The sequence below is a fragment of the Streptomyces sp. NPDC048644 genome (assembly GCF_043199105.1).
Classification (GTDB): domain Bacteria; phylum Actinomycetota; class Actinomycetes; order Streptomycetales; family Streptomycetaceae; genus Streptomyces.
This window is the reverse complement of the sequence record NZ_JBICVO010000005.1, coordinates 50,493-75,033: the sequence shown is the minus strand read 5'-3', so window position 1 is coordinate 75,033 and position 24,541 is coordinate 50,493. Positions and strand designations below refer to the sequence as shown.

Annotated in this window: 17 protein-coding genes and 1 tRNA gene; 8 read left to right on the top strand and 10 right to left on the bottom strand. The window is 72.2% G+C overall.

What is annotated here, in order from left to right:
• Positions 1–414 precede the first annotated feature (414 nt).
• Entirely contained in the window at positions 415–3,204 is a 2,790-nt protein-coding gene (ppc, locus tag ACGFNI_RS12710; protein ID WP_393683168.1) for a phosphoenolpyruvate carboxylase, read from the top strand.
• A gap of 73 nt (positions 3,205–3,277) precedes the next feature.
• Here ppc and ACGFNI_RS12705 read toward each other — a convergent pair whose 3' ends face one another.
• A complete protein-coding gene (locus ACGFNI_RS12705; RefSeq protein WP_393683167.1) occupies positions 3,278–3,802 on the bottom strand; it encodes a hypothetical protein in 525 nt (174 codons plus the stop codon).
• 123 nt (positions 3,803–3,925) lie between these two features.
• Between ACGFNI_RS12705 and ACGFNI_RS12700 the strand changes: the two genes are divergently transcribed.
• A complete protein-coding gene (locus tag ACGFNI_RS12700; protein ID WP_393683166.1) occupies positions 3,926–4,528 on the top strand; it encodes a Uma2 family endonuclease in 603 nt (200 codons plus the stop codon).
• Positions 4,529–4,540: 12 nt separating this feature from the next.
• Here ACGFNI_RS12700 and pth read toward each other — a convergent pair whose 3' ends face one another.
• From pth to ACGFNI_RS12675, 5 genes are all read right to left on the bottom strand, one after another.
• Positions 4,541–5,128: an aminoacyl-tRNA hydrolase gene (pth, locus tag ACGFNI_RS12695; RefSeq protein WP_393683164.1), complete on the bottom strand. Its 588-nt coding sequence runs from the start codon at positions 5,126–5,128 to the stop codon at positions 4,541–4,543.
• A gap of 175 nt (positions 5,129–5,303) precedes the next feature.
• Complete coding sequence (locus tag ACGFNI_RS12690) at positions 5,304–5,891, bottom strand: 50S ribosomal protein L25/general stress protein Ctc (protein WP_393683163.1); 588 nt, start codon at positions 5,889–5,891, stop codon at positions 5,304–5,306.
• Between the two features lie 204 nt (positions 5,892–6,095).
• Positions 6,096–7,070 (bottom strand): ribose-phosphate diphosphokinase, encoded by a 975-nt coding sequence (locus tag ACGFNI_RS12685; RefSeq protein ID WP_393683161.1) that lies wholly within the window; start codon positions 7,068–7,070, stop codon positions 6,096–6,098.
• A 72-nt stretch (positions 7,071–7,142) separates the two neighbouring features.
• Positions 7,143–8,600: a bifunctional UDP-N-acetylglucosamine diphosphorylase/glucosamine-1-phosphate N-acetyltransferase GlmU gene (glmU, locus tag ACGFNI_RS12680; RefSeq protein ID WP_393683159.1), complete on the bottom strand. Its 1,458-nt coding sequence runs from the start codon at positions 8,598–8,600 to the stop codon at positions 7,143–7,145.
• 131 nt (positions 8,601–8,731) lie between these two features.
• A tRNA-Gln gene (locus ACGFNI_RS12675) sits at positions 8,732–8,803 on the bottom strand.
• A 320-nt stretch (positions 8,804–9,123) separates the two neighbouring features.
• On the opposite strand from ACGFNI_RS12675, the gene ACGFNI_RS12670 reads away from it, so the two are divergent.
• The gene (locus ACGFNI_RS12670; protein WP_393683157.1) at positions 9,124–10,650 is read left to right on the top strand and encodes a sensor histidine kinase; all 1,527 of its coding nucleotides are present in this window, start codon (positions 9,124–9,126) and stop codon (positions 10,648–10,650) included.
• Between the two features lie 61 nt (positions 10,651–10,711).
• On the opposite strand, the gene ACGFNI_RS12665 is transcribed toward ACGFNI_RS12670, so the two are convergent.
• Both ACGFNI_RS12665 and ACGFNI_RS12660 read right to left on the bottom strand, forming a co-directional pair.
• Positions 10,712–11,281 (bottom strand): SUKH-3 domain-containing protein, encoded by a 570-nt coding sequence (locus tag ACGFNI_RS12665; RefSeq protein WP_393683155.1) that lies wholly within the window; start codon positions 11,279–11,281, stop codon positions 10,712–10,714.
• Between the two features lie 8 nt (positions 11,282–11,289).
• Entirely contained in the window at positions 11,290–11,802 is a 513-nt protein-coding gene (locus ACGFNI_RS12660) for a YwqJ-related putative deaminase (RefSeq protein WP_393683153.1), read from the bottom strand.
• Positions 11,803–12,083: 281 nt separating this feature from the next.
• Here ACGFNI_RS12660 and ACGFNI_RS12655 point away from each other — a divergent pair, with 281 nt between their 5' ends.
• From ACGFNI_RS12655 to ACGFNI_RS12640, 4 genes are all read left to right on the top strand, one after another.
• Entirely contained in the window at positions 12,084–13,061 is a 978-nt protein-coding gene (locus tag ACGFNI_RS12655; RefSeq protein ID WP_393683152.1) for an HNH endonuclease, read from the top strand.
• Positions 13,062–13,066: 5 nt separating this feature from the next.
• Positions 13,067–15,817, top strand: coding sequence for an SUKH-4 family immunity protein (locus ACGFNI_RS12650; protein WP_393683851.1), 2,751 nt, complete (start codon positions 13,067–13,069; stop codon positions 15,815–15,817).
• 136 nt (positions 15,818–15,953) lie between these two features.
• A complete protein-coding gene (locus tag ACGFNI_RS12645; RefSeq protein WP_393683151.1) occupies positions 15,954–16,973 on the top strand; it encodes an LCP family protein in 1,020 nt (339 codons plus the stop codon).
• A gap of 154 nt (positions 16,974–17,127) precedes the next feature.
• Complete coding sequence (locus tag ACGFNI_RS12640) at positions 17,128–18,258, top strand: cellulose-binding protein (protein ID WP_393683150.1); 1,131 nt, start codon at positions 17,128–17,130, stop codon at positions 18,256–18,258.
• Positions 18,259–18,280: 22 nt separating this feature from the next.
• Here the strand turns inward: ACGFNI_RS12640 and ACGFNI_RS12635 are convergent, their stop codons facing one another.
• Positions 18,281–19,987, bottom strand: coding sequence for an MFS transporter (locus ACGFNI_RS12635; protein WP_393683849.1), 1,707 nt, complete (start codon positions 19,985–19,987; stop codon positions 18,281–18,283).
• A 367-nt stretch (positions 19,988–20,354) separates the two neighbouring features.
• Between ACGFNI_RS12635 and mfd the strand changes: the two genes are divergently transcribed.
• Complete coding sequence (gene mfd / locus ACGFNI_RS12630; RefSeq protein ID WP_393683148.1) at positions 20,355–23,951, top strand: transcription-repair coupling factor; 3,597 nt, start codon at positions 20,355–20,357, stop codon at positions 23,949–23,951.
• A gap of 46 nt (positions 23,952–23,997) precedes the next feature.
• Here the strand turns inward: mfd and cpt are convergent, their stop codons facing one another.
• Positions 23,998–24,534 (bottom strand): chloramphenicol phosphotransferase CPT, encoded by a 537-nt coding sequence (cpt, locus tag ACGFNI_RS12625; protein ID WP_393683146.1) that lies wholly within the window; start codon positions 24,532–24,534, stop codon positions 23,998–24,000.
• Positions 24,535–24,541: the final 7 nt, after the last annotated feature.

Here is a 24,541-nt window from a genome sequence, read left to right as displayed (position 1 = left end):
TGTCCCTCGTCGGGGGCTCGGGGGCACGGCTACGGCTACGGGACCGTAACCTACGGTCTCGTAAGTATGGCAGCGCCGAGACCGCGGACAAGGCTGTGACAGGCCAGTACCCACCACACGGGCACCCCTACCCCCACCCCGCACAGCCGTGACCTGCGAGCACGGCCCGCCCCTTGGCCCCATCCGCACAGATGCCCACACAGCGGACGGTGTGACCACCCTCCGAACGGGAGACCTATCCTGGGGGCGTCGGACAGCGCGGTCCGCATCCCGCCCACAAAGCCCAGACGTGCCCACCCGTCACCCGCCACACGCAGGAGACGCAGGCGCCGCCCCCAGGGAGCGCCGCCCGCCACCCCTGGAAACCGTCGCGGTGTGACGTCCCCTCCTAAAGAGATGCAAGGAGCCGCACCTGTGAGCAGTGCCGACAACACCTCCGCCGCCGAGCCCACCTCCAGCGGAAACGGCCGGGCCAACGGGCTCGCCACCGAGGCCGAGCGCGGCGACAACATCGCCCTGCGCGCCGACATCCGCCGCCTCGGCGATCTCCTCGGCGAGACCCTCGTCCGCCAGGAAGGACAAGAACTCCTGGACCTCGTCGAGCAGGTCCGCGCGCTGACCCGCTCCGACGGCGAGGCCGCCGCCCGGCTCCTGGGCGACACCGACCTCGCCACCGCAGCCAAGCTCGTCCGCGCCTTCTCGACGTACTTCCACCTCGCCAACGTCACCGAGCAGGTCCACCGTGGCCGCGAGCTGCGTGCCAGGCGCGCCGCGGAAGGCGGCATCCTCAGCCGCACCGCCGACATGCTCAAGGACGCCGACCCCGAGCACCTGCGGGAGACCGCCGCCCACCTCGGCGTACGCCCCGTCTTCACCGCACACCCCACCGAAGCCGCCCGCCGCTCCGTCCTCACCAAGCTCCGCAAGGTCGCCGAACTCCTCGACCACACGGACACCACCGAGCGCCGCCGCACCGACCTCCGTCTCGCCGAGAGCATCGACCTCATCTGGCAGACCGACGAACTGCGCGTCGCCCGTCCCGAGCCCACCGACGAGGCCCGCAACGCCATCTACTACCTCGACGAACTGGGCCGCGGCGCCGTCGGCGACGTACTCGAAGACCTCGCCGCCGAACTGGAGCGGGCCGGCACCGAACTGCCCGCCGGCACCCGCCCGCTGACCTTCGGCACCTGGATCGGCGGCGACCGCGACGGCAACCCCAACGTCACCCCCCAGGTCACCTGGGACGTCCTGATCCTCCAGCACGATCACGGCATCACCGACGCCCTGGAACACATCGACGAACTGCGCGGCGCCCTCTCCAACTCCATCCGCAACTGCGGCGCCACCGAAGAACTCCTCGCCTCCCTCCAGCGCGACCTGGAACTCCTCCCGGAGATCAGCCCCCGCTACAAGCGGCTCAACTCCGAAGAGCCCTACCGCCTCAAGGCCACCTGCATCCGGCAGAAGCTCGTCAACACCCGCGACCGGCTCGCCGGCGACACCCCGCACGTCCCCGGCCGCGACTACCTCGGCACCGCCGAACTCCTCGACGACCTCGCCCTCATCCAGACCTCACTGCGCGCCCACCGCGGCGGCCTGGTCGCCGACGGCCGCCTGGAGCGCACCCTGCGCACCATCGCCGCCTTCGGCCTCCAGCTCGCCACCATGGACATCCGCGAGCACGCCGACGCCCACCACCACGCACTGGGCCAGCTCTTCGACCGCCTCGGCGAGGAATCCTGGCGCTACGTCGACATGCCCCGCGACTACCGCCGCAAGCTCCTCGCCAAGGAACTGCGCTCCCGCCGGCCCCTGGCCCCCACCCCCGCGCCCCTCGACGAAGCCGGCGCCAAGACCCTCGGCGTCTTCCGCACCATCCTCAAGGCCAAGAAGACCTTCGGCCCCGAGGTCATCGAGTCGTACATCATCTCCATGTGCGCCGGCTCCGACGACGTCTTCGCCGCCGCCGTGCTCGCCCGCGAAGCCGGTCTGATCGACCTGCACGCCGGCTGGGCCAAGGTCGGCATCGTGCCGCTCCTGGAGACCACCGACGAGCTGAAGATCGCCGACCAGCTCCTCGACGAGATGCTCTCCGACCCCTCCTACCGACGCCTGGTCGCCCTCCGCGGCGACGTCCAGGAAGTCATGCTCGGCTACTCCGACTCCTCCAAGTTCGGCGGCATCACCACCAGCCAGTGGGAGATCCACCGCGCCCAGCGCCTGCTGCGCGACGTCGCCCACCGGCACGGTGTACGCCTGCGCCTCTTCCACGGCCGCGGCGGCACCGTCGGCCGCGGCGGCGGCCCCTCCCACGACGCGATCCTCGCCCAGCCCTACGGCACCCTCGAAGGCGAGATCAAGGTCACCGAGCAGGGCGAGGTGATCTCCGACAAGTACCTCGTGCCGTCCCTGGCCCGCGAGAACCTCGAACTGACCGTCGCCGCAACGCTCCAGGCATCCGCCCTGCACACCGAACCCCGCCAGTCCGACGAGGCGCTCGCCCGCTGGGACGCCGCCATGGAGACCGTCTCCGAAGCGGCCCACGGCTCCTACCGCCACCTCGTCGAAGACCCCGACCTGCCCGCCTACTTCTTCGCCTCCACCCCCGTCGACCAGCTCGCCGAACTCCACCTCGGCTCCCGCCCCTCCCGCCGCCCCGACTCCGGCGCGGGACTCGACGGACTCCGCGCCATCCCCTGGGTATTCGGCTGGACCCAGTCCCGCCAGATCGTCCCCGGCTGGTACGGCGTCGGCACCGGCCTCAAGGCCGCCCGCGAAGCCGGCCTCGGCACCGTCCTCGACGAAATGCACGAACACTGGCACTTCTTCCGCAACTTCCTGTCCAACGTCGCCATGACCCTGGCCAAGACCGACCTGCGGATCGCCCAGCACTACGTCGACACCCTCGTCCCCGACGAGCTGAAGCACGTCTTCGACGTCATCAAGGCCGAGCACGAACTCACCGTCCAGGAAGTCCTGCGCATCACCGGCGAGAGCGAACTCCTCGACTCCAACCCGGTCCTGCGCCAGACCTTCCGCATCCGCGACGCCTACCTCGACCCGATCAGCTACCTCCAGGTCTCCCTGCTGGCCCGCCAGCGCGAGGCCGCGGCCCGCGGCGAAGAAGCCGACCCGGTCCTCGCCCGCGCCCTGCTGCTCACCGTCAACGGCGTCGCCGCCGGCCTGCGCAACACCGGCTGACCCGCCCCGCACACCACAACGGCCCGCCCCCTGGCACGAACCAGGAGGCGGGCCGTCGGTCTCAGCCGCCCCGCTACAACGCCACGAATGCCGCCACCAGCAGCGCCGCGCCGCACCACCCCATCGCCCACGCCGTCCGCCGCCACCGCAGCCCCCCGGCCACCACCAGCGCCGCCAGCAACAACGAACCCCCGAACGGCACCCACGCGTACAGGATCCCGGCAGGCCCGGTCCGCACCGCATCGGCCGTACCCGACCTCATCGTCACCTCGACGCGCTCCCCCTTGTCCGGCGCCGCCACCTTCGCGACCGACACCTTCGCGCGCCGCCGCCCGTCCCCCTCCGTCGGCACGTACGGCCCCGTACACCGGTCATCCGCACACGCCACCACCGTCATCGTGCCGCGCTCCCGCGCCTTCACCAGCATCGCGTACTGCGCCGTACCCCACGACGTCCACACCCCCGCCACCAGCAACAACAACGCCAGCAACGCCAACACCCCGGTCCGGACGAGCAGCACCACTCCATAGGCGCTCTCACCCGCCCGCCGGGTACGACTACGTTTGACCGCACTGGTGCGCGAATTCCGTCTGGACATGGCGGGATCCTTGGCCATCGACCCGCACTCGGTCAACCTCCCGCCGGCACCCACCCGGCACGGCCCCGCTGCCCGTACGCACCGGGGAGCCGCGGCCCCCCCATACTGGGAACAGGAGGATCCATGAACTCGACGGAGCAGATCGTCTACCGGCAACTACGCGAGCTGCGCGATCACTTCACGCCGCCGCCCGGCTTCACCTGGTCCGAGATCAGCGACGGCAAACTCCTCATGATGATGAGCCCGCGGCCCCGGCATCAGCTGACCGCCAAGCGCGTCACCCGGCAGCTCGACCCGCAGCTCCCTGACGACGTTTTCGCCTTCGGGGCGACCGACACGGACGACGCCGGTCTCGGAAAGCTGCGCATCCCGGACATCCTCGTCTGCCCCAGCGCCGCCATGGACACCGACGCCCCCCTCGACCCCCGCGAAATCGTCCTCGCCATCGAGATCGTCTCCCCTTCCAACCCCGACAACGAATACGAGGACAAAGCCCGCGACTACCCCGCCATGGGCATCCCGCACTACCTCATCCTCGACCCGCGCGACGGCACCGCCACCTACCAGTGGGCCATCGGCCGCACCGAGGGCCGCCCCGCGTATGAGAACCGGCTGCACCTCCCGTACGGCACACCGGTCACCCTCAGCACGGCCCTCGGCGACTGGACGGTCGACACCACCGACCTGCCCCGCTACAGCCCCAAGGACATGTTCCAGCAGCCGTGAAGCCCTGAACCGCTACGTGTTGTACGTGCTCTGCGCCCGCTCCAGACCCTCCAGGACCAGCGCCTCCACCGCGTCCGCCGCGCGGTCCACGAAGTAGTCCAGCTCCTTGCGTTCCACCGACGCGAAGTCCTTCAGTACGAAATCCGCCACCGGCATACGGCCCGGAGGCCGCCCGATCCCGAACCGCACCCGGTGATAGTCCGCACCCAGCGACTTCGTGATCGACTTCAGGCCGTTGTGGCCGTTGTCCCCGCCGCCCGACTTCAGCCGCAGTGCGCCGAAATCGATGTCCAACTCGTCGTGCACCGCGATGATCTGCGACACCGGCACCTTGTAGAAGTCCCGCAACGCCGTCGTCGGACCGCCCGACAGATTCATGAACGACTGCGGCTTCGCCACCACCACCCGACGCCCCGCAGTGCCCGGAGGACCCACCCGCCCCTCCACCACCTGCGCCCGCGCCTTGTGCGCCTTGAACCGTCCCCGCATCCGCTCCGCCAGCAGGTCCGCCACCATGAAACCCACGTTGTGACGATTGCCCGCATACTCCGGACCCGGATTGCCCAGCCCCACCACAAGCCACGGATCGGCGTCCGTCATCTCCACGTCTCCCACATCCGCCCGGCGACACCACCGAGCCACGAATCCGGCCCGGCCACCGCCGAGCCGGCCACCCACCCGCACCACACGGCACCAGGCCACCAAACAACCCAACCGCCACCCCGCACCCAAAGGCGCGCGGCAGCGGTTGGAAAACGTCCTACCGGACGACGGCTCAGCCCTCGGAGGAGGCGTCACCATCGGCGGCCGGCTCCGGCGCCTCGGCCTGCGCCGCGACAACCTGCAGCACGACCGCGTCCTCGTCGACGGCCAGCGTCGACCCCGAAGGCAGCGTGATGTCCTTGGCCTGCACCGAGTCGCCGGCGTCCAGACCCGCGATCGACACGGTGACCGACTCCGGGATGTGCGTCGCCTCGGCCTCGATGGGCAGCGTGTTCAGCAGGTGCTCCAGCAGGTTCGCACCCGGCGCCAGGTCACCCTCGGTCAGGATCGGCACCTCGACCGTGACCTTCTCGCCCTTCTTGACGGCCAGGAAGTCCACGTGCACCAGGAAGCCACGGATGGCCTCGCGCTGCACGGCCTTCGGGATGACCAGCTCGTCCTTGCCGTCCACGTCCAGGCGGAGCAGCACGTTCGGGGTCTTCAGGGCCATCATCAGCGCGTGGTTGTGAATCGCCACGTGCTTCGGCTCGGCGCCGTGACCGTAGATGACCGCGGGAACCAGGTCCGCACGACGCGCACGACGCGCCGCACCCTTACCGAAATCGGTACGCACCTGGGCGGCAAGCTTGACCTCAGCCATGACTGCACTCCTCGTATCTCAGGAAACTGCTGACCGTTACCCGGCCCACGACAGACCTGCTACGAAGAGCGCGTCGATTACGGACCAGCCACACACAAAAAGTGCGGCCTCCCTCGCCGAGCAACTCCGTGAGTCTACCCGGCCGGGAGGCCGCCCCAAAGTCGATCAATGCCGACCTACATCACAGCGGTGACACGACCCGCGTCACTGCTCCTCGAAGAGGCTCGTCACCGAACCGTCCTCGAACACCTCACGGATCGCCCGCGCCACCGTCGGCGCCATCGACAGCACCGTGATCTTGTCGAGCTCCAGCTCCGAAGGCGTCGGCAGCGTATTCGTGAAGACGAACTCACTCACCTTCGAATTCTTCAGACGGTCCGCGGCAGGACCCGACAGCACACCGTGCGTCGCCGTCACGATCACGTCAGACGCACCGTTCGCGAACAGCGCGTCCGCCGCCGCGCAGATCGTGCCACCGGTGTCGATCATGTCGTCGACCAGCACACACACCCGGTCCTTCACATCGCCGACGACCTCGTGCACGGTGACCTGGTTCGCCACGTCCTTGTCGCGCCGCTTGTGCACGATCGCCAGCGGCGCACCCAGACGGTCGCACCAGCGGTCCGCGACCCGCACCCGGCCCGCGTCCGGCGAGACCACCGTGAGCTTGTCCCGGTCCACCTTCGCGCCGACGTAATCCGCCAGCACCGGCAGCGCGAACAGATGATCCACCGGGCCGTCGAAGAAGCCCATGATCTGGTCCGTGTGCAGATCGACCGTGACGATACGGTCCGCACCCGCCGTCTTCATCAGGTCCGCGATCAGCCGCGCCGAAATCGGCTCACGGCCACGGTGCTTCTTGTCCTGACGGGCATAGCCGTAGAACGGCACGACCACGGTGATGCTCCGGGCCGAAGCCCGCTTCAGCGCATCAATCATGATCAGCTGCTCCATGATCCACTTATTGATCGGAGCCGTGTGGCTCTGAATCAAAAAGCAGTCCGCACCACGCGCCGACTCCTGATAACGGACGTAGATCTCACCGTTGGCGAAGTCGAACGCCTTCGTCGGGACCAGGCCGACACCCAGCTGGTGCGCGACCTCCTCGGCCAGCTCGGGGTGGGCGCGGCCGGAGAAGAGCATCAGCTTCTTCTCGCCGGTCGTCTTGATCCCGGTCACAGCAAATCTCCTCGAATCCCTGTTTGCGTGCGCTAATCACGGTACGCCCCGCACGGCGCACCCCCTGCACGGTCACCGCTCGCCTTCGGACTCCGGACGAGCGGTCGAAGCGGCCTGCGCGGCGGCGCTCCCGGGCCGCTTACGCGCGACCCAGCCCTCGATATTCCGCTGCTGGCCACGCGCGACCGCCAGCGAACCCGGGGGCACATCCTTGGTGATGACCGAGCCGGCCGCGGTGTACGCGCCGTCCCCGATCGTGACAGGAGCCACAAACATGTTGTCCGACCCCGTCTTGCAGTGCGACCCGACGGTGGTGTGGTGCTTGGCCTCGCCGTCGTAGTTCACGAACACGCTCGCCGCACCGATATTCGTGTGCTCACCGATCGTCGCATCCCCCACATACGACAGATGCGGCACCTTCGTGCCCTCGCCGATCGACGCGTTCTTCATCTCGACGTACGTACCGGCCTTCGCGCGCGCACCCAGCACCGTTCCCGGACGCAGATACGCATACGGGCCCACGCTCGCGCCCGCGCCGATCCGCGCGCCGTCCGCGACCGTGAACGACGCCATCGCGCCCTCGTCGACCACCGTGTCCGTCAGCCGCGAATGCGGACCCACCTCGGCGCCCGCGGCCACCTGCGTCGCGCCCAGCAGCTGCGTCCCCGGGTGCACCACCGCGTCCGCGCCGAAACCGACCGACACATCCACCCACGTCGTCGCCGGATCCACGACCGTCACGCCGGACAGCATCGCCCGCTCCAGCAGCCGCTCGTTGAGCAACCGCCGCGCCTCGGCCAGCTGCACCCGGTTGTTGATCCCCAGGATCTCCCGGTGATCGCCGGCGACCGCCGCGCCCACCCGGTGCCCGGCCGACCGCAGAATCCCCAGCACGTCCGTGAGGTACTCCTCACCCTGGCTGTTGTCCGTCCGCACCTTGCCCAGCGCCTCGGCCAACAGCCGCGCGTCGAACGCGAACACCCCGGAATTGATCTCCCGGACCGCCCGCTGCGACTCGCTCGCGTCCTTGTGCTCGACGATCGCGGTGACCGCGCCGCTCGCACCGTCGCGGATGATCCGCCCGTACCCCGTCGCGTCCGGCACCTCGGCCGACAGCACCGTGACGGCGTTCCCGTCCGCCGCGTGCGTCTCGCTCAGCCGCCGCAGCGTCTCGCCCGTCAGCAGCGGAGTGTCACCGCAGACGACCACCACCGTGCCGTCCAGCGCCGCGTCGTCCGCGCCCAGTTCCTCCAGGGCCATCCGCACGGCGTGCCCGGTGCCGTTCTGCTCGTGCTGCACCGCGGTGCGCACCCCGGGGTCGATCTCGGTCAGGTGCGCCTGCACCTGCTCGCGGGCGTGGCCGACGACCACGACGAGATGTTCCGGATCCAGCTCACGGGAGGCGGCGACCACATGCCCCACAAGGGAGCGACCACAGATCGCGTGCAGAACCTTGGGGGTCACCGACTTCATGCGGGTTCCCTCACCCGCTGCGAGAACGACGATGGCTGCCGGGCTGTTGGCGCTCACGGGGATGCCCTTCGGCTTCTTGGCTACTTCGGGTGGTGGTCATCCGAAGGATACCGGTGCGTTTTGTTGCCGAAACGACCCCGGGCCCTGACGCGCGCGTCAGGGCCCGGGGTCCGTACTTCGAGATATTGCTCCCCCGCCAGGACTCGAACCCGGACAGATGGCACCAAAAGCCACAGTGCTGCCAATTACACCACGGGGGAATAAGCCGGACGAAACGGACGTATTGTCAGTTCGATCGCCTGGCCCCCAACACTATGCCGTACCACCAGCCTTCGACGCGACGGTATAGGTCAGCGCTCTGCGGGATCCGGCAGGCGGGCGGGCGTAAGGATTCGTGGCCGGGTTTCCCGTGGGGGTGCGGCATGGGGACAGGGTGTCGGGTACGCGTGTGCGAGACGGGCGGAAATGTGGGCGATTCAATAGTTCGAGGGATAACCGTGGGTAAGCGCCCGTAACGGCTCGGGAACGTGCTCGGGCGCTGCCCGGGGGAACCGGGTCGGGCGCCCGTACGCTGGTCCGTATGACCGCGACGGGGGCAAGTGCAGGAGAGGGCGTGCGAGGTGCGCCCGTGGGCGGGCCGTGGTGGTGGGGGCGTCGGCGCAGTGCCGTGTTCGACGTGTTGCTGGCGGTGGCCTCGGCGCTCGAGTGTGTGATTGAGGGGGCGCGTTTCTCGGACGAGGCGCGGCTGCCGGTGTGGGTGGGGATGCTGCTGGGTCTTGTGGTCGGCCCGGTGTTGTTGGTGCGGCGGCGGTGGCCGGTTGCCGTGGTGCTGGTGTCGATCGCGGTGATGCCGGCGGAGATGGGTGCGCTGCTGGGCATGGTGGGGCTGTACACGCTCGCCGCGTCGGATGTGCCGCGTCGGATCACGGGGTTGCTCGCGGGGATGACGGTCGTCGGGACGTTGGTCTCGACGTTTTTGAACCTGCGGCAGGACGTGCTGGCCACGGAGAATTTCCATCCGCCGCTGTGGTTCGTGCCGGTGATGTCGGTTGCGGTGGGGCTGGTGGTGACGGCGCCGCCGGTGTTGTGGGGGCTGTATGTCGGCGCCCGGCGGCGGCTGGTGGAGAGCCTGCGGGAGCGGGCGGACGGCCTGGAGCGTGAGCTGTCGCTGCTGGCGGACCGTGCCGAGGAGCGGGCGGAGTGGGCCCGTAACGAGGAGCGGACGCGGATCGCGCGGGAGATGCACGACGTGGTGGCGCACCGCGTGAGCCTGATGGTGGTGCACGCGGCGGCGTTGCAGGCGGTGGCGTTGAAGGACCCGGAGAAGGCGTCGAGGAACGCGGGTCTGGTGGGGGACATGGGGCGTCAGGCGTTGACCGAGTTGCGGGAGATGCTGGGCGTGCTGCGTACGGCGGAGGGTTCGGGCGGCCGGGTGGCGCCGCCGTCGGACGAGCCGGAGCGGCTGGTCGCGGTGGCGTCGAAGGCGACCACTTCGCAGGCCGGGGCGGCGTCGGGTGTGACGGCGGTGGCGGACGCGGCGGGGGTGCCGGATGCCGGTGCGGCGGCGGCTGCCGGGAGCGGGGACGCCGAGGGGCCGTCGCTGGCGCTGCTGGCGGATCTCGTGGGGCAGTCGCGTGCGGCGGGGATGACGGTGGAGCTGTCGGTCGATGGCACTGAGGGGCGGTACGCGGCGGGTGTGGAGCCGGCCGTGTACCGGGTGGTGCAGGAGGCGCTGACGAACGTGCACAAGCACGCCCCGGGAGCGCGGGCCCGGGTGCGGCTGGCGCACCGTGCGGGTGAGGTGGCGGTGCAGGTGGAGAACGGCCTGTCGGACGGCGGGACGGTGGACGCCGGGCTGCCGAGCGGGGGGAACGGGCTGGTCGGGATGCGGGAGCGGGTGACGGCGCTGGGCGGCGTGTTCGTCGCGGGGCCGACGGAGGCCGGGGGCTTCCGGGTGTCGGCCGTGGTGCCGGCGGGGGTGGCTGCGGCGGATGCGTCGTCCGGGGACTCAGGGGACTCCGGGGACTCCGGGGATTTCGAGGGTGAGGGCGGCGTTGCCGGTGAGAGGGCCGCTGCGGACGGTGGCCCGGTGGAGGCTGTGGGCTAGGGCGAGCCGGGCCCCGTTCGTGGGCCGGGCCCGGTTCCGGCCGGGTGCCGGGACGGGCGTCCTAGGTGCCGGCCGGTACCGCGGTGTCGTGTGCCTCGGGTGCCGGGGGCATGGTGAGGCGGGCGGGGCGGGTGCCGAGGACGAGGGTGCCGAGGGCGTGGTCCATGTCGGGGCCGAGGTACCAGTCGCCGGTGTGGTCGAGGCTGTAGACGCGGCCCTCGGTGTCGATGGCGAGGAGCGCCTGGGGGGAGCCCGCTGCCTGGCTGCTGCTGAGGAGTTCCTGGCCGAGGGGGGCGACGTGGGTGTCGAGGGCGCGGCCGAGGTCGCCGAGGGTGCGGGCGAGGTGGAGGCCGTGCAGCGGGTCGACGGTGAAGGGGGTGGGGGCGATGTGCCGGCCGGGGCCGGTGGCGGTGATGTGCAGGCCGCCGAACTCGGCCCAGGCTTCGACGGCCGCGGGGAAGACGGTGTGGCGGTGGCCTGCGGGTGAGGCGTGGTCGCGGAGAGCGTCGGCCCACTGCTCGGCCTGTTTGATGTTCCAGCGTCCCGGGGTCCAGCCGGCGTTGTGGAGGGCGATGTCGACGGGCGGCGGGAAGCGGGTCGAGCCCTGGTCGCGGGGGTCGGCGGGCGGCATGGTGTGGGTCAGCTCCCTGTGGGCGTGCTGCCGATGGGCATGACGCCGAAGTGGGCGAGGAGCGCGTCGCAGGAGCGGCAGGGCGGTGCGTAGCTGCCGTGCAGGGGGTCGCCGTCCTCGCGGATGTGACGGGCGGTGATCTTGGAGTGTTTCAGGGAGCGTCGGGCTTCGCCATTGGTGAGGGGTTTGCGGGAGGCACGTTTGCCGCGGTTGCCTTCGACGGCGGTGAGGTGACGGGAGAGCAGGACGGCTTCGGGGCAGCGTCCGGTGAACCGTTCGCGTTGTGCGGTGGCGAGGGTGTCGAGGAAGTCCTGGACGAGGGGGTGCAGGGCCGGGGGATGTTCGCCCTTGCTCGCGGTGCAGGTGAGGGTGTGGCCGCGTACGGAGAGGGCGGCGCCGACGGTGGGGAGGATGCCGTCGCGCCGGTGGCGGAGCGCGGGGGTGCGCTCGGTGTCGGCGGTGCCGCTCCAGCCGATGCGGGGGTCGCCTGAGGTGGCGGTGTGGTGTGCCGTGGTGCTCATGGTGCTTTCCCTCCCTGCAAACCCCCCGGTTGCGGGGGTCAGCCTGCCAAATATGCCGGGCGTTGCGGTAGTCGAGGGGGCCTTCGGCGCGTTCACCGGTGGGTGACGGTTCGTTGTGCGGGGGACAACTGGGCAGGTCGGGAGGGGTGGTGCGGGTGGGGTGCGGAGGGGTGTTCGGGGTGTGCGCGGGCGTGTCCGCGCGGGTGGGCGGGCGCGGCGTCCGGTCTTGCGGCACGGCATAGGCTGTGCGCAGTAGCCAGAATCAGCCAGGGGGCACCGCGATGACGAATGGTCGGCTCGGGCAGCATGCCGCGCCACCGAACACCGCTTATGCCGGGCAGGTTGTGCATTTTCCGGACCCGGTCCGTGCTGCGCGGCATCCTGCTGGTGTGCGGATGGACGGGAACGGTTTCCCGGCGTTCTCGCCGTACGCGCGGGCGGCGGTGGAGATCGCCGAGCCGCCGGAGGGTTTCGGCGTCGATGAACTGCGGCTGACGGACTACGTGTCGGCGAACGCGGCGATGCACGCGCAGGGGCACGAGTTGTGGGCGGACGGCTGCGCGGTGGCGACGCCGCACGGCTGGACGTGGCATCACGTCGCGGGTACCCGGCGCCTGGAGCTGGTTCCCGTCGAGGTGAAGGCGCTTTTGCGGCATCACGGCGGGCTGGCGACGGCGGCGGTGGCGCACGACAAGCGGGGCACACGGCCGTTGCAGGAGACCCGGCCGGTGCATTTCGGGCTGCCGCACCGGGGGCTTTCGGTGGGCGAGGAGCAGGTGGCGCAGGCCGAGGAGTCGCTCGGATACCGGTTGCCCGGCGCGTACCGGTCGTTCCTGAAGGCGGCGGGCGGGTGCGCTCCGGTGGGGGCGGCGCTCGACGCGGAGCTGGGGCTGCTGGTGGACCAGCCGTTCTTCACGGTGCGCGATGACGCGGCGGTGAACGATCTGGTCTATGTGAACAAGTGCCTGCGGGACCACTTCACCAAGGATTTCCTGGGTGTGGCGTTCGCGCAGGGCGGCGTGGTCGCGGTGAAGGTGCGGGGCTCGGCGCCGGGTTCGGTGTGGTTCTGCCCGTATGACGATGCGCGGGACCAGGACGGCTGGTCGGTGCAGGAGCGGGTCGAGCGGCTGTTGTTGCCGTGCGGCGCGGATTTCGACGAGTTCCTGGTGCGGCTCGCGGGGAATCCGCCGGAGCTGGAGACGGTGGCGAACCTGATGGTGGACGGTGGCTTCGCGCAGGCCGTTCCGGTGGAGGGGTGAGCGCGGTGGTGACGTTCGCGCAGGCGCAGGAGCGTGCCGAGCTGTGGGTGAACGGCGAGGTGCCGGGGCCGCAGCAACGTGAGGTGCGGGTGCGGGAGTTCGATCTGGGCTTCGTGGCCTGGGCGGAGGACCGGGAGGGCGGTCCGCGCGGCGAGGGCGGGCGGAGCCGGCTGGTGATCGCGCGGGACAGCGGTGAGACGACGTTGTGGCCCGGTCTGCCGGTGGGCGAGGTGATCCGGCGGTACGAGGAGGAGTACGGCGCGGTCGCGGACGGCGGGCGCGGGGTCGCGGAGCCGCCGCAGCGGATCGATCTGGAGGCGACGTCGTTCCTGCTGACGCCGCCGGAGTGGTTGCAGCAAGTGGCGGACGCGGCCGGCGGTGCGGACCGCGGTGGTGCGGACCGCGGTGGTGCGGCGCAGGCGGGGGCGCCGTCGTCGGCCGCTGCGCCGGTGCCGTCGGCGGTTCCGGACACCGGTGGCTCGGCCGATGCGTGGGCCGAGGTCAATGTGACGTCGGGGGCCGGTGGGGAGCCGGGCGCGGGCGAGGGTGACGAGGACCGTTCGGTGGGGTTGCCCGAGACGGTGTTCGCGCCGCCGCTCGCCGGTATCGACGAGGTCGATGAGGCCGGTGAGGGGGACGGGGCGGCGCCGCAGGCGCGTCCCGAGGCGAAGACGGAGTTGTTGCGGGGCGGGAGTCAGCTGCCGCGTACGCAGGTCGCCCCGGCGGCGGGCGGGCCGGGTGCCGGTGGGCCGTCGGGTGCGGGTGCGGGCGGGCCGGGGGCCGTGCCGCCGATGCCTCCGGCGCCGCCCGGTGTGCCGGGGCTTTCGGAGCTGCCGCCGCCGTCCGGTGCGCCGGTCACCGATGTGCCGCCGCCGGATGGCGCGGTGCCGTCCGGTGGGGCCGTGCCGCAGGGCGCGGGGGCGCAGGGCGGTCCGGGGTCCGGTGGTCCGCCGCCGCCTCCGCCAGGGCCGTCGGCCGGTGCCGGTGGCGGGGTGCATGCGGCGGCGACGATGCTCGCGGACGGTGCGGCGCTGCCCGGCGGTGCCGCGGGGGCCGGTGCGGGTGCGGCTGTTCCGCCGCCGCCCGGGGCTCCGGGTACGCCCGGTGCGGGGTCCGCGGCAGCGGGCGGGGAGCCGTCGCCGGGTGCGAGCGCGCCGGCCGGTGGGTACGTGCCGACGCAGCTGGTGTCCCAACTGGACGCGGGCGGGCTGGACTTGAGCGCGGTGGACGGATCTGGTGATGCGGGTGCGTCCGGCGCGGGCAGTGGGGCCGGTGGTGCGGGCGCGCCGTCCGGTGGTGAGGGCGCGGGCCCCGGTGGCGGGGTGCACGCCGCGGCGACGATGCTCGCCGGTGGCGTCGTGCTGCCGGACGCGTCGGCCGGGGCTTCGGGCTCCGCCGGTGCGGCGGGCGGGCCCGGTGTGCCGCCGCCCGCGCCTCCTGGTGCGCCGAAGCCGCCGGGTGTGCCCGGTGCGCAGGCGGGGGGCCGTGGTGCCTCGGGGCAGGGCGGTCCGCCGCCTCCGCCGCCGCCCGTGCCGTCGGCCGGTGCCGGTGGCGGGGTGCACGCGGCGGCGACGATGCTGGCCGGTGGCGCGGCCGTACCGGGGCCCGGTGGTCACGGGCCTGCTCACGGGCCTGCTCAGGGGCCTGTCGGTCAGGCAGGGCCGCAGGGGGCCGGGCCCGCGGGTCCGCCTCCGGGGCCGCCCGTTCCGCCCGCCGCCGGGCAGGGTGGCGCCCCGGGCGGGTACGGATATCCGCCGCCGCCCGGTGGACTGCCGACCGTCGGGCCCGGCTACATGGCGGTGCTGAGCTACCGGGCGCCGGACGGCTCGGAGCAGAAGATCGTGCGCAGGTCGGCGCCCGGTCTGCCGCATCCGGAGTGGCAGCTGCTGCACGAGCTGCGCGGCATGAACATTCCGCCGCAGCAGGTGCTTGAGCTGCACACCGAGCTGGAGTGCTGCGAGCTGCCGGGTGGCTACTGCGCCCGGATGGTCCGTGACACCTGGCCGCAGGTGCGGATCAGCCACACCGCCGCGTACGGCAGGGATCACGCCTCGCGGCAGCAGGGCGTACGTCATCTCGTCGAGCATCAGGGCGAGTTGCACCAGGTGGCGGACGGTCCCGCGCGGCCGGCGCCGGTGCGGGTGCCGCTGCCGCATCCCTCGCAGGTGCAGCCGGTGCCCCCGGCGCCGCCGCAGGTCATCGGGCAGGAGCTGGAGCAGTCGTTCGGCCCGCAGGGGATCTTCCGCTTCGATCAGCGGGCGGTGTCCCGGCAGGGTGTGCCCGACGTGGTCGCGCAGATGCTGGTGTGGGCCGGTCTGCCGGTCGACTTCGGGCCGTTCTTCTGGGCGCAGGCGCAGCCGGGGCGTCCGGTGCCGACGCTGGCGGAGCTGGCGGCGGAGCGCGGGGTGCAGCCGGCGCCGGACGCGGGCTCGTATCTGGTGATGGGCAACGACTTCGGCCGTCAGCTGTGTGTGCAGTACGGCACGGCGAACATCGTCGCGGTGCCGGTGGAGGCGGGGCCCGGCGGGCAGCCCGCGGCACCGCAGTTCGTGAACAGCGGGCTGCCGGAGTTCATGCGCTGCCTGGCGATGCTGGGGCGGATGTGGCGGCTGCGGTACGGGCTGACGCCGGAGCAGGCCGGCCACTGGACGGTCGATTTCCAGGCGCAGCTGGTCGCGCTGGATCCGCCGGCGCTGGGTTCGCCGGAGACGTGGTGGTCGGTCCTGCTGGAACAGATGTGGGACGGGCTGCTGTAGGGCCTTTCGTGCGGAGCGCGCCGGGCTCGCGGGGGCCCGGCGCCCGTACCGCCGGGGGCGTGCGCCGCGTGTGACGGGTGCCGGGCGCGGGGGCGCTCGGGCTGCGGGACGGGCCCGGGGCCCTGACGATGCGTATATGGGCCAGCCGATACCGCCACCGTCGTCGTCGACGCTGTACCGGGCGGGCCGGCGCGGCCGGCCGTGGTGGCGGTGGACCTTGGTGGCGTTGCTGGTCGTCGTGGTGCTGGTGGCGGCGGGCGGCGCGGCGCTGTACGTGTGGGCGGGCCGGCAGGTGCGCCAGGTGGCCGCGTTCGGCGCGTACGCGGGCAGGCCGGTCGCGGGCCAGGGCACGAACTGGCTGCTGGTCGGGTCGGACAGCCGGGCCGGGCTGACGCCGGCGCAGCGCAAGGACCTGCACGTCGGCAACGACGGCGGGCGGAACACCGACACGGTGATGGTGCTGCACTCCGGCGGCCACGGCCCGTATCTCGTCAGCATTCCGCGGGACAGCTACGTACCGGTGCCGGGGCACGGCCGCGCCAAGATCAACGAGGCGTACGCGGACGGCGGCCCGAAGCTGCTGACGCGGACCGTGGAGCAGGCGACGGGGCTGCGGATCGACCGGTATGCCGAGGTGGATTTCCTGGGCCTGGTGCGGGTCGTGGACGCGCTGGGCGGGGTGCGGATGTGCCCGGACAAGCCGATCGAGGACGCGAGGTCGGGGGCCGATTTCCGGGCCGGCTGCCAGGAGATGGACGGCCGGCAGGCGCTGGCGTACGCGCGGGCCAGGTACAGCGACCCGGAGGGCGACATCGGGCGGGTGAAGCGGCAGCGGCAGCTGATATCGGCGGTGGCGGACGGGATGCTCAGGCCCGGGGTGTACCTCAATCCGTTCCGATGGAGGCCGGTGGCGGGAACCGCGTTGTCCGCGGTGCGGGTGGACGAGGGGTCGGGTGTCGCCGAACTGGTGGGTATGGGACGGTCGATGCGGAAGATCACCGACGAGGGCGGCCGGGCGGTCACGGTGCCGGTGGCACGGCCAGGAGTGGCGGTGGCGGGCGCAGGCGAGGTCCTGGTGTGGGACGAACAGGGCGCGCGGCGGCTGTTCCAGGCCCTGCGCGATGATGATCCAATTCCGACTTCTGACAACAATTGACGCATCCTGGTGGGATGAGAAGGGCGGAGTGTCGTTTTGCGGCCACTTCGGACCTATCCAGAGAGATGTGTGCGGGACTGACCGGGCCGAACGGACCGGGCGGGACGGCGCGGAGGCGGGCGAGGGGATCGCGCGCCGGAGAGGGGCTTGAACGATGAGTGCATCGGTTTCGCCGCACGGCTTCGAGACCGTACGCGGGCGCGGCTACCGGCAGGACGACGTGGACCGCCGGGTGGAGGGCCTCTCCATCGACCGCGACTCGTGCTGGGAGCGTGCCGCGCGGCTCACGGTGCTCGCCAACGAGATGGAGGCGGAGCTGGCGGAACTGCGCGCGCACCTCGCGAAGATGCCGCCGCAGACGTACGAGTCCCTGGGCGACCAGGCCCGGCTGATCCTGACCACGGCGGAGTCCGAGGCCGCGCGGCTGCGCGCCGACGCGGAAGAGGCCGCCGAAGAGCTGCGCGCGCGGACCGATGCGTATGTGCGCGAGACCACGGAGGCGGCGGACGAGGTCGCGCACGCCCGGCGCAAGGACGCGGAGGAGCGCGGGCGGCAGGCCGTGGACGCGGCGCAGGCGGACGCGGTGGCGCGGGTGGCCGCGGCGCAGAAGGACGCCGAGGAGTGGCGCGCCGAAGCCGTGGCCGCGCGGGAGGAGATGGGCCGGCGCACCACGGAGATGCTCAAGGAACAGGAGCGTCGGCAGGCCGAGGAGTGGAACGACGTCGGCCGCGAACTGGCGGGGTATGACGCGGAGATGGCGCAGCGGGTCGCGGATCTTGAGGAGCGGGGGCGCGCGGTGGTGGCCGCGGCGGAGCGCCGGCACGCCGAGACCCAGGAGGCGGCGCGGCACCGCCAGGAGGACGCGGAGGCCCGCGGCGCCGAACTGCTGGCCCAGGCCCAGGTCGAGGTGGAGCGCATCGAGCGGGCCACCGAACGGGTGGTGCGCGAGCACCAGGGGCAGCTCGACGAGGTCCGCTCTCACATGAAGCACGTCCGCAACACCCTCGCGGCGCTGACCGGGAAGGACCCGGTGGAGGAGCCGGACGGCCCGACGGACGGCCCGGCGGACGGCACGATGGATGTCCCGCCGGCGGGGGAGGACCCGAGGACGGCGGAGGCCGCTGAGGTCGCGGAGGCCGCGGAGGCCGCGGAGGCTGTGGCGACGGCTGATGCCGAGGCGCCCCCGGAGGTCGGTGAGGGGGATGAGGGCGCTGACCGCCGTGCCCCCGTCGACCCGGACAACGAGGACACCATCGAGACCAAGCTGCCCCGCGTACCCGGCTGACGGGGCCGGGCACGGCGGCGGCTCAGCAGCCGGCAGGGCCGCCGCCGGGCCCGCCCGCACCCCCGTCGCCCCCAGCGGTCTCGTCCCCCGTACGGGGCCCTGCCGCCGCTTCGGTACGGGAGCCGGACTCCGCTTCCGCACGGGAGCCGGACTCCTGGCCCGTACGGGAACCGGACTCCTGCCCCGTACGGGAACCCGGCTCCTGCCCCGTGCGGGCGTCCGCGTGGACCGGGAAGCGGCGCGGGGCCAGCAGGAGCAGGGCGATCAGGGCGAGGGCGGCTGCCGCCGCGGCGCCCAGGTAGACGTGGTCGACGGTGAGGGCGACGGAGCGGCGCAGGTAGTCGGCGGCGCGGACGGTGAGCCCTCCGGCGTGCTCCAGGGCGTGCGAGACCGCGTCGAGGTCACCGGGCAGGCCGGGGCGGATGTCCGAAGGGGCGTGGGCCAGCCGGTCGTTGAGGGTGGTGTTGGCGAGGGCGCCGAAGAGGGCCGCGCCGATGGACTGCCCCACCTGGCGGCAGAAGAGTATCGAGGCGGTGGCGGTGCCGCGTTCGGCGTAGCCGACGGACGACTGCACGCCGATGATCAGCGGCAGCTGGAAGAGGCCGAGTGCGGCGCCGAGCGCCAGCATGATCAGGGCGGGCTGCCAGGGCGCGCCCGGGTAGGGCAGCAGGGGGAAGGCGAGCAGGATCAGGGCGGCGGCCGAGATGCCGAGCACCGCGCAGTTGCGGATGCCGATGCGGCGGTAGACATGGCTGCTCAGCGCGGCGGAGACCGGCCAGCTCAGGGTCATCACGGACAGTACGAACCCGGCCGCCGTCGGTCCTGTGCCGAGCACCGACTGGGCGTAGGTGGGCAGGAAGACGGTCGGTGCGACCATCAGCAGGCCCAGGGCGCCGAGTGCGAGGTTGACCGCGGCGATGGTGCGGCGCCGCCAGACCCAGCCGGGGATGATCGGTTCCGCCGCGCGCCGCTCGATGAAGAAGGTGGCCGCCGCGCACAGCGCGCTGCCGCCGAAGAGCAGCAGGGACGGCGTCGAGAGCCAGGGCCAGGCGGTGCCGCCCTGGACCAGGGCCGTCAGCAGCAGCCCGCCGCAGGCGAAGACGGCGAGCGCGCCAGGCCAGTCCACGCGCGGCTTCGCGGCGCCGGGGGAGCCGCCGGTACCGGAACCGCCGTCCGCCGTCCGCCCCTTTTCCCCGGCTGCGGCCCTGCGGGGGTCCTCGGTGAAGTAGCGCACGATCAGCCACAGGGCGAGGGCGCCGACGGGCAGGTTGACCAGGAAGATCCAGCGCCAGTCGGCGTAGCCGGCGAGCAGCCCGCCCAGCGCGGGCCCGGCGACCGACGAGGCCGCCCAGACCGAGGACAGCTTCGCCTGGATCTTGGGGCGCTGCGCCATCGGGTAGAGGTCGGCCGCGATGGTCTGCACGGTGCCCTGGAGCGCGCCGCCGCCCAGGCCCTGCACGATGCGGAAGGCGATCAGGGAGGCCATGTCCCAGGCGCCGGCGCAGGCGAGGGAACCGACGAGGAAGAGGGCGATGCCGGTGACGAGGACCGGCTTGCGGCCGAAGGTGTCGGAGAGCTTGCCGTAGACGGGCAGCGTCACGGTGACGGCCAGCAGGTAGCCGGAGAACAGCCAGGAGAAGACGGCGAAGCCGCCGAGGTCGCCGACGATCTGCGGGATGGCGGTGGCGATGATCGTGGAGTCCAGCGCGGCCAGCGCCATCCCGAGCATCAGGGCGGCGACGACCGGGCCGCGCCGCCCGGCGGGCGCGCCCGCCGCCGTGCCCTGCCCGCCGGCCGTGCGGCCCGTGCCCTCGCGGCGTGCCCTGCCGCCGACGGCGCTGTCCCCGGTACTGCGGTTCACCCGGCCCCCCTGTGCCCCGCCGGTGCGGTGCACCGGCGCCGTTGTGTGTAGCGGACACCCTTCCACGCCCGGCCGGTGTGCGAAACGGTGCTTCCCGGGGGCAGGGGCGCACCGACCCGGGGCGGCGTCCGCTCGCGGGGCGGGATGCCGGAGGGCGGGCGTAAGGTGGGCAACCCCGGCCCGTACGACGTGTCGGGCCTTTCGCGTTGTTCGCCTCGCTGGGACGGAACCTTTCATGAGCCTTGCTGGACTGCTCGACGCCGTCGTCAAGGACCCGGCGCTCGCCGAAGCGGTGCAGGCCGCGGCCGACGGACACCGGCCGCACGTGGATCTGGTCGGCCCGCCCGCCGCCCGCCCGTTCGCGGTGGCCGCCCTCGCCAGGGACGCGGGACGCCCGGTGCTCGCGGTGACCGCCACCGGCCGGGAGGCCGAGGACCTCGCGGCGGCGCTGCGCAGCATGGTGCCGGCCGGCGAGGAGAACACCATCGTGGAGTTCCCCTCCTGGGAGACGCTGCCGCACGAACGGCTCTCGCCGCGTTCGGACACCGTGGGCCGCCGCCTCGCGGTGCTGCGCCGCCTCGCCCACCCGCGCGCGGACGACCCGACGGCAGGACCCGTGTCGGTCGTCGTCGCGCCCATCCGCTCGGTGCTCCAGCCGCAGGTCAAGGGGCTGGGCGACCTGGTTCCCGTCAGCCTGCGCACGGGCGGAAGCGCCGACCTCGGCGAGATCGTCGACGGCCTTGCGGCAGCCGCGTACGCGCGCGTCGAACTGGTCGAGAAGCGCGGCGAGTTCGCGGTGCGCGGCGGCATCCTGGACGTCTTCCCGCCGACCGAGGAGCACCCGCTCCGGGTCGAGTTCTGGGGCGACGACGTCGAGGAGATCCGTTACTTCAAGGTCGCCGACCAGCGGTCCCTGGAGGTCGCCGAGCACGGACTGTGGGCGCCGCCGTGCCGGGAACTGCTGCTGACCGACGAGGTGCGCGAGCGGGCCGCCGCCCTCGCCGAGCAGCACCCGGAACTGGGCGAACTGCTCGGCAAGATCGCCGAGGGCATCGCCGTCGAAGGCATGGAGTCGCTGGCCCCGGTCCTCGTCGACGACATGGAGCTGCTGCTCGACGTGCTGCCCGCCGGGAGCATGGCGGTGGTGTGCGACCCGGAGCGGGTGCGCACCAGGGCCGCCGACCTGGTGGCGACCAGCCAGGAATTCCTCCAGGCGTCCTGGGCGGCGAGCGCGATGTCCAGCGCGGGCGAAGCCCGCTCAGGCAAGGGTGGTGGTGGGCGACGGGTGGGCGATGCGCCGATCGACGTCGGCGCCGCCTCCCTGTGGGGCATCGCCGACGTCCGCGAGCACGCCCGTGAACTGGGCATGATGTGGTGGTCGGTGAGCCCGTTCGCCGCCGACGAGGAGACCGTGCCCGACGCGGGCGACACCCTCAAGCTGGGCATGCACGCGCCCGACACCTACCGCGGTGACACCGCGCGGGCCCTCGCCGACACCAAGGGATGGCTGGCCGACGGCTGGCGCACGGTGTTCGTCACCGAAGGGCACGGCACGGCGGCCCGCACCGTCGAGGTGCTCGGCGGCGAGGGCATCGCCGCCCGCCTCGACGCCACCCTGACCGCGCTCGCCCCCTCCGTCGTGCACGTCGCCTGCGGCTCCCTCGACAACGGCTTCATCGACCCGGCGCTGCGCCTGGCGGTGCTCACCGAGACGGACCTGTCAGGGCAGAAGGCAGCCGCCAAGGAACTCGGCCGGATGCCGGCCCGCCGCCGCAAGACCATCGACCCGCTGACCCTCCAGGCGGGCGACTTCATCGTGCACGAGCAGCACGGCGTCGGCCGCTACATCGAGATGGTGCAGCGCACGGTCCAGGGCGCCACCCGCGAATACCTCCTCGTCGAGTACGCGCCCGCCAAGCGCGGCCAGCCGGGCGACCGCCTCTACATCCCCACCGACCAGCTGGAGCAGGTCACCAAGTACGTCGGCGGCGAGGCCCCCACGCTGCACCGGCTCGGCGGCGCCGACTGGACCAAGACGAAGGCACGCGCCAAGAAGGCGGTCAAGGAGATCGCGGCGGACCTCATCAAGCTGTACTCCGCCCGGATGGCCGCCCCAGGACACACCTTCGGCCCCGACACCCCCTGGCAGCGCGAGCTGGAGGACGCCTTCCCGTACGCGGAGACCCCCGACCAGCTCACCACCATCGCCGAGGTCAAGGAGGACATGGAGAAGTCGGTCCCGATGGACCGGCTGATCTGCGGCGACGTCGGCTACGGCAAGACCGAGATCGCGGTGCGCGCGGCCTTCAAGGCCATTCAGGACGGCAAGCAGGTCGCGGTCCTGGTGCCCACCACCCTCCTGGTGCAGCAGCACTACGGCACCTTCACCGAGCGGTACGGCCAGTTCCCCGTCAACGTCAGGGCGCTGTCCCGCTTCCAGACCGAAACCGAGTCCAAGGCCACGATGGAGGGCCTGCGGGACGGCTCCGTCGACCTCGTCATCGGCACCCACCGCCTGTTCTCGTCCGAGACCAAGTTCAAGGACCTGGGCCTGGTCATCGTCGACGAGGAGCAGCGGTTCGGCGTCGAGCACAAGGAGCAGCTGAAGAAGCTGCGCGCCAACGTCGACGTCCTGACCATGTCGGCGACGCCGATCCCGCGCACCCTGGAGATGGCGGTCACCGGCATCCGCGAGATGTCCACGATCACCACACCGCCCGAGGAGCGGCACCCGGTCCTGACCTTCGTCGGCCCGTACGAGCAGAAGCAGATCGGCGCGGCGATCCGGCGTGAACTGCTGCGCGAGGGCCAGGTCTTCTACATCCACAACCGCGTCGAGTCCATCGACCGGGCCGCCGCGCGGCTGCGGGAGATCGTGCCCGAGGCGCGCATCCAGACCGCTCACGGGCAGATGGGCGAGACGGCGCTGGAGCAGGTCGTCGTCGACTTCTGGGAGAAGAAGTTCGACGTGTTGGTCTCGACGACGATCGTCGAATCCGGCATCGACATCTCCAACGCCAACACCCTGATCGTCGAACGCGGCGACAACTTCGGCCTCTCCCAGCTCCACCAGCTGCGCGGCCGGGTGGGCCGCGGCCGTGACCGCGGCTATTCCTACTTCCTCTACCCGCCGGAGAAGCCGCTCACCGAGACCGCCCACGAGCGGCTGGCGACCATCGCCCAGCACACCGAGATGGGCGCGGGCATGTACGTCGCCATGAAGGACCTGGAGATCCGCGGCGCGGGCAACCTCCTGGGCGGCGAGCAGTCGGGCCACATCGCCGGTGTCGGCTTCGACCTCTACGTCCGGATGGTCGGCGAGGCCGTCGCGGACTACCGGGCCTCGCTCGAAGGCGGCGTGGAGGAGGAACCGCCGCTGGAGGTCAAGATCGAGCTGCCGGTCGACGCGCACGTCCCGCACGACTACGCGCCCGGCGAGCGGCTGCGCCTCCAGGCGTACCGCGCGATCGCGTCCGCGTCCACGGAGGAGGACATCGCCGCCGTCCGCGAGGAACTCACCGACCGCTACGGCAAGTTGCCCGAGCCGGTCGAGAACCTCCTGCTGGTCGCCGGGCTGCGGATGCTGGCCCGCTCCTGCGGCGTCGCCGACATCACCCTCCAGGGCTCCAACATCCGCTTCGGTCCGGTGGAGCTGCGCGAGTCCCAGGAACTCCGGCTCAAGCGCCTGCACCCGCGCACGGTCCTGAAGCCGGCCACCCGGCAGATCCTGGTCCCCCGCCCGACCACCGGAAAGATCGGCGGCAAGCCGCTGGTCGGCCGCGAACTGCTCGCGTGGGTGGGGGAGTTCCTGACGACGATCCTGGGAGGGTGAGGGGCGGGACGGCCCCGGTCGTCCCGCGAGAAGCTCCGGCCGGCCCTCACCCCACCCGCCCCGCGACCTCCCGTGCGCAGTCGGCCGCCGAGCGGTGGCCGGTGTCGACCTCCATGTCGTAGTGGACGCCGTGGTGGACGAGGTCGGCCTGGGAGGCGGCCATGCCCGCGATCCGGTCGCCGCGGGCGGCTTCCCTGGCCGTGGCGACCGCGGGCGCGCAGCGCACGCCGACCCACAGCACGGGCAGGCCGTCCAGGGCGGTGAGCCAGCGTTGCTGGGATTCCCGGCCGCCGACGAAGACCTCGTCGAGGATGATGCCGGTGCCGGCGCGGGCCATCGCGGCGATGCCGCGCATCCAGTCGTCCTGGAGGGCGCGGAAGGCCGGCCCCGGCGAGACCGTGCCGTCCGGCGCGAGCACCAGGCCCGCCGGGGTGTTCATCAAGGTGGGCGGCAGCGCCTCGACGAGGGTGTCCACGCCGAAGGTCAGCCAGGGCCTGGGCAGGAGCGCGTCCTGGAGGGCGCGGGCGAGGGACGAAGTGCCGGAGCTCGATCCGCCGTTGAGAACGATCACGTCGAAGGTCATCGCGCCA

Coding starts and splice junctions, on each gene's coding strand:
- ACGFNI_RS12705 (WP_393683167.1), bottom strand. CDS start 3,802: ATGTCCAGACGGAATTCGCGCACCAGTGCGGTCAAACGTAGTCGTACC.
- ACGFNI_RS12700 (WP_393683166.1), top strand. CDS start 3,926: ATGAACTCGACGGAGCAGATCGTCTACCGGCAACTACGCGAGCTGCGC.
- pth (WP_393683164.1), bottom strand. CDS start 5,128: ATGACGGACGCCGATCCGTGGCTTGTGGTGGGGCTGGGCAATCCGGGT.
- ACGFNI_RS12690 (WP_393683163.1), bottom strand. CDS start 5,891: ATGGCTGAGGTCAAGCTTGCCGCCCAGGTGCGTACCGATTTCGGTAAG.
- ACGFNI_RS12670 (WP_393683157.1), top strand. CDS start 9,124: ATGACCGCGACGGGGGCAAGTGCAGGAGAGGGCGTGCGAGGTGCGCCC.
- ACGFNI_RS12665 (WP_393683155.1), bottom strand. CDS start 11,281: ATGCCGCCCGCCGACCCCCGCGACCAGGGCTCGACCCGCTTCCCGCCG.
- ACGFNI_RS12660 (WP_393683153.1), bottom strand. CDS start 11,802: ATGAGCACCACGGCACACCACACCGCCACCTCAGGCGACCCCCGCATC.
- ACGFNI_RS12655 (WP_393683152.1), top strand. CDS start 12,084: ATGACGAATGGTCGGCTCGGGCAGCATGCCGCGCCACCGAACACCGCT.
- ACGFNI_RS12645 (WP_393683151.1), top strand. CDS start 15,954: ATGGGCCAGCCGATACCGCCACCGTCGTCGTCGACGCTGTACCGGGCG.
- ACGFNI_RS12640 (WP_393683150.1), top strand. CDS start 17,128: ATGAGTGCATCGGTTTCGCCGCACGGCTTCGAGACCGTACGCGGGCGC.
- ACGFNI_RS12635 (WP_393683849.1), bottom strand. CDS start 19,987: ATGCTCGGGATGGCGCTGGCCGCGCTGGACTCCACGATCATCGCCACC.
- mfd (WP_393683148.1), top strand. CDS start 20,355: ATGAGCCTTGCTGGACTGCTCGACGCCGTCGTCAAGGACCCGGCGCTC.
- cpt (WP_393683146.1), bottom strand. CDS start 24,534: ATGACCTTCGACGTGATCGTTCTCAACGGCGGATCGAGCTCCGGCACT.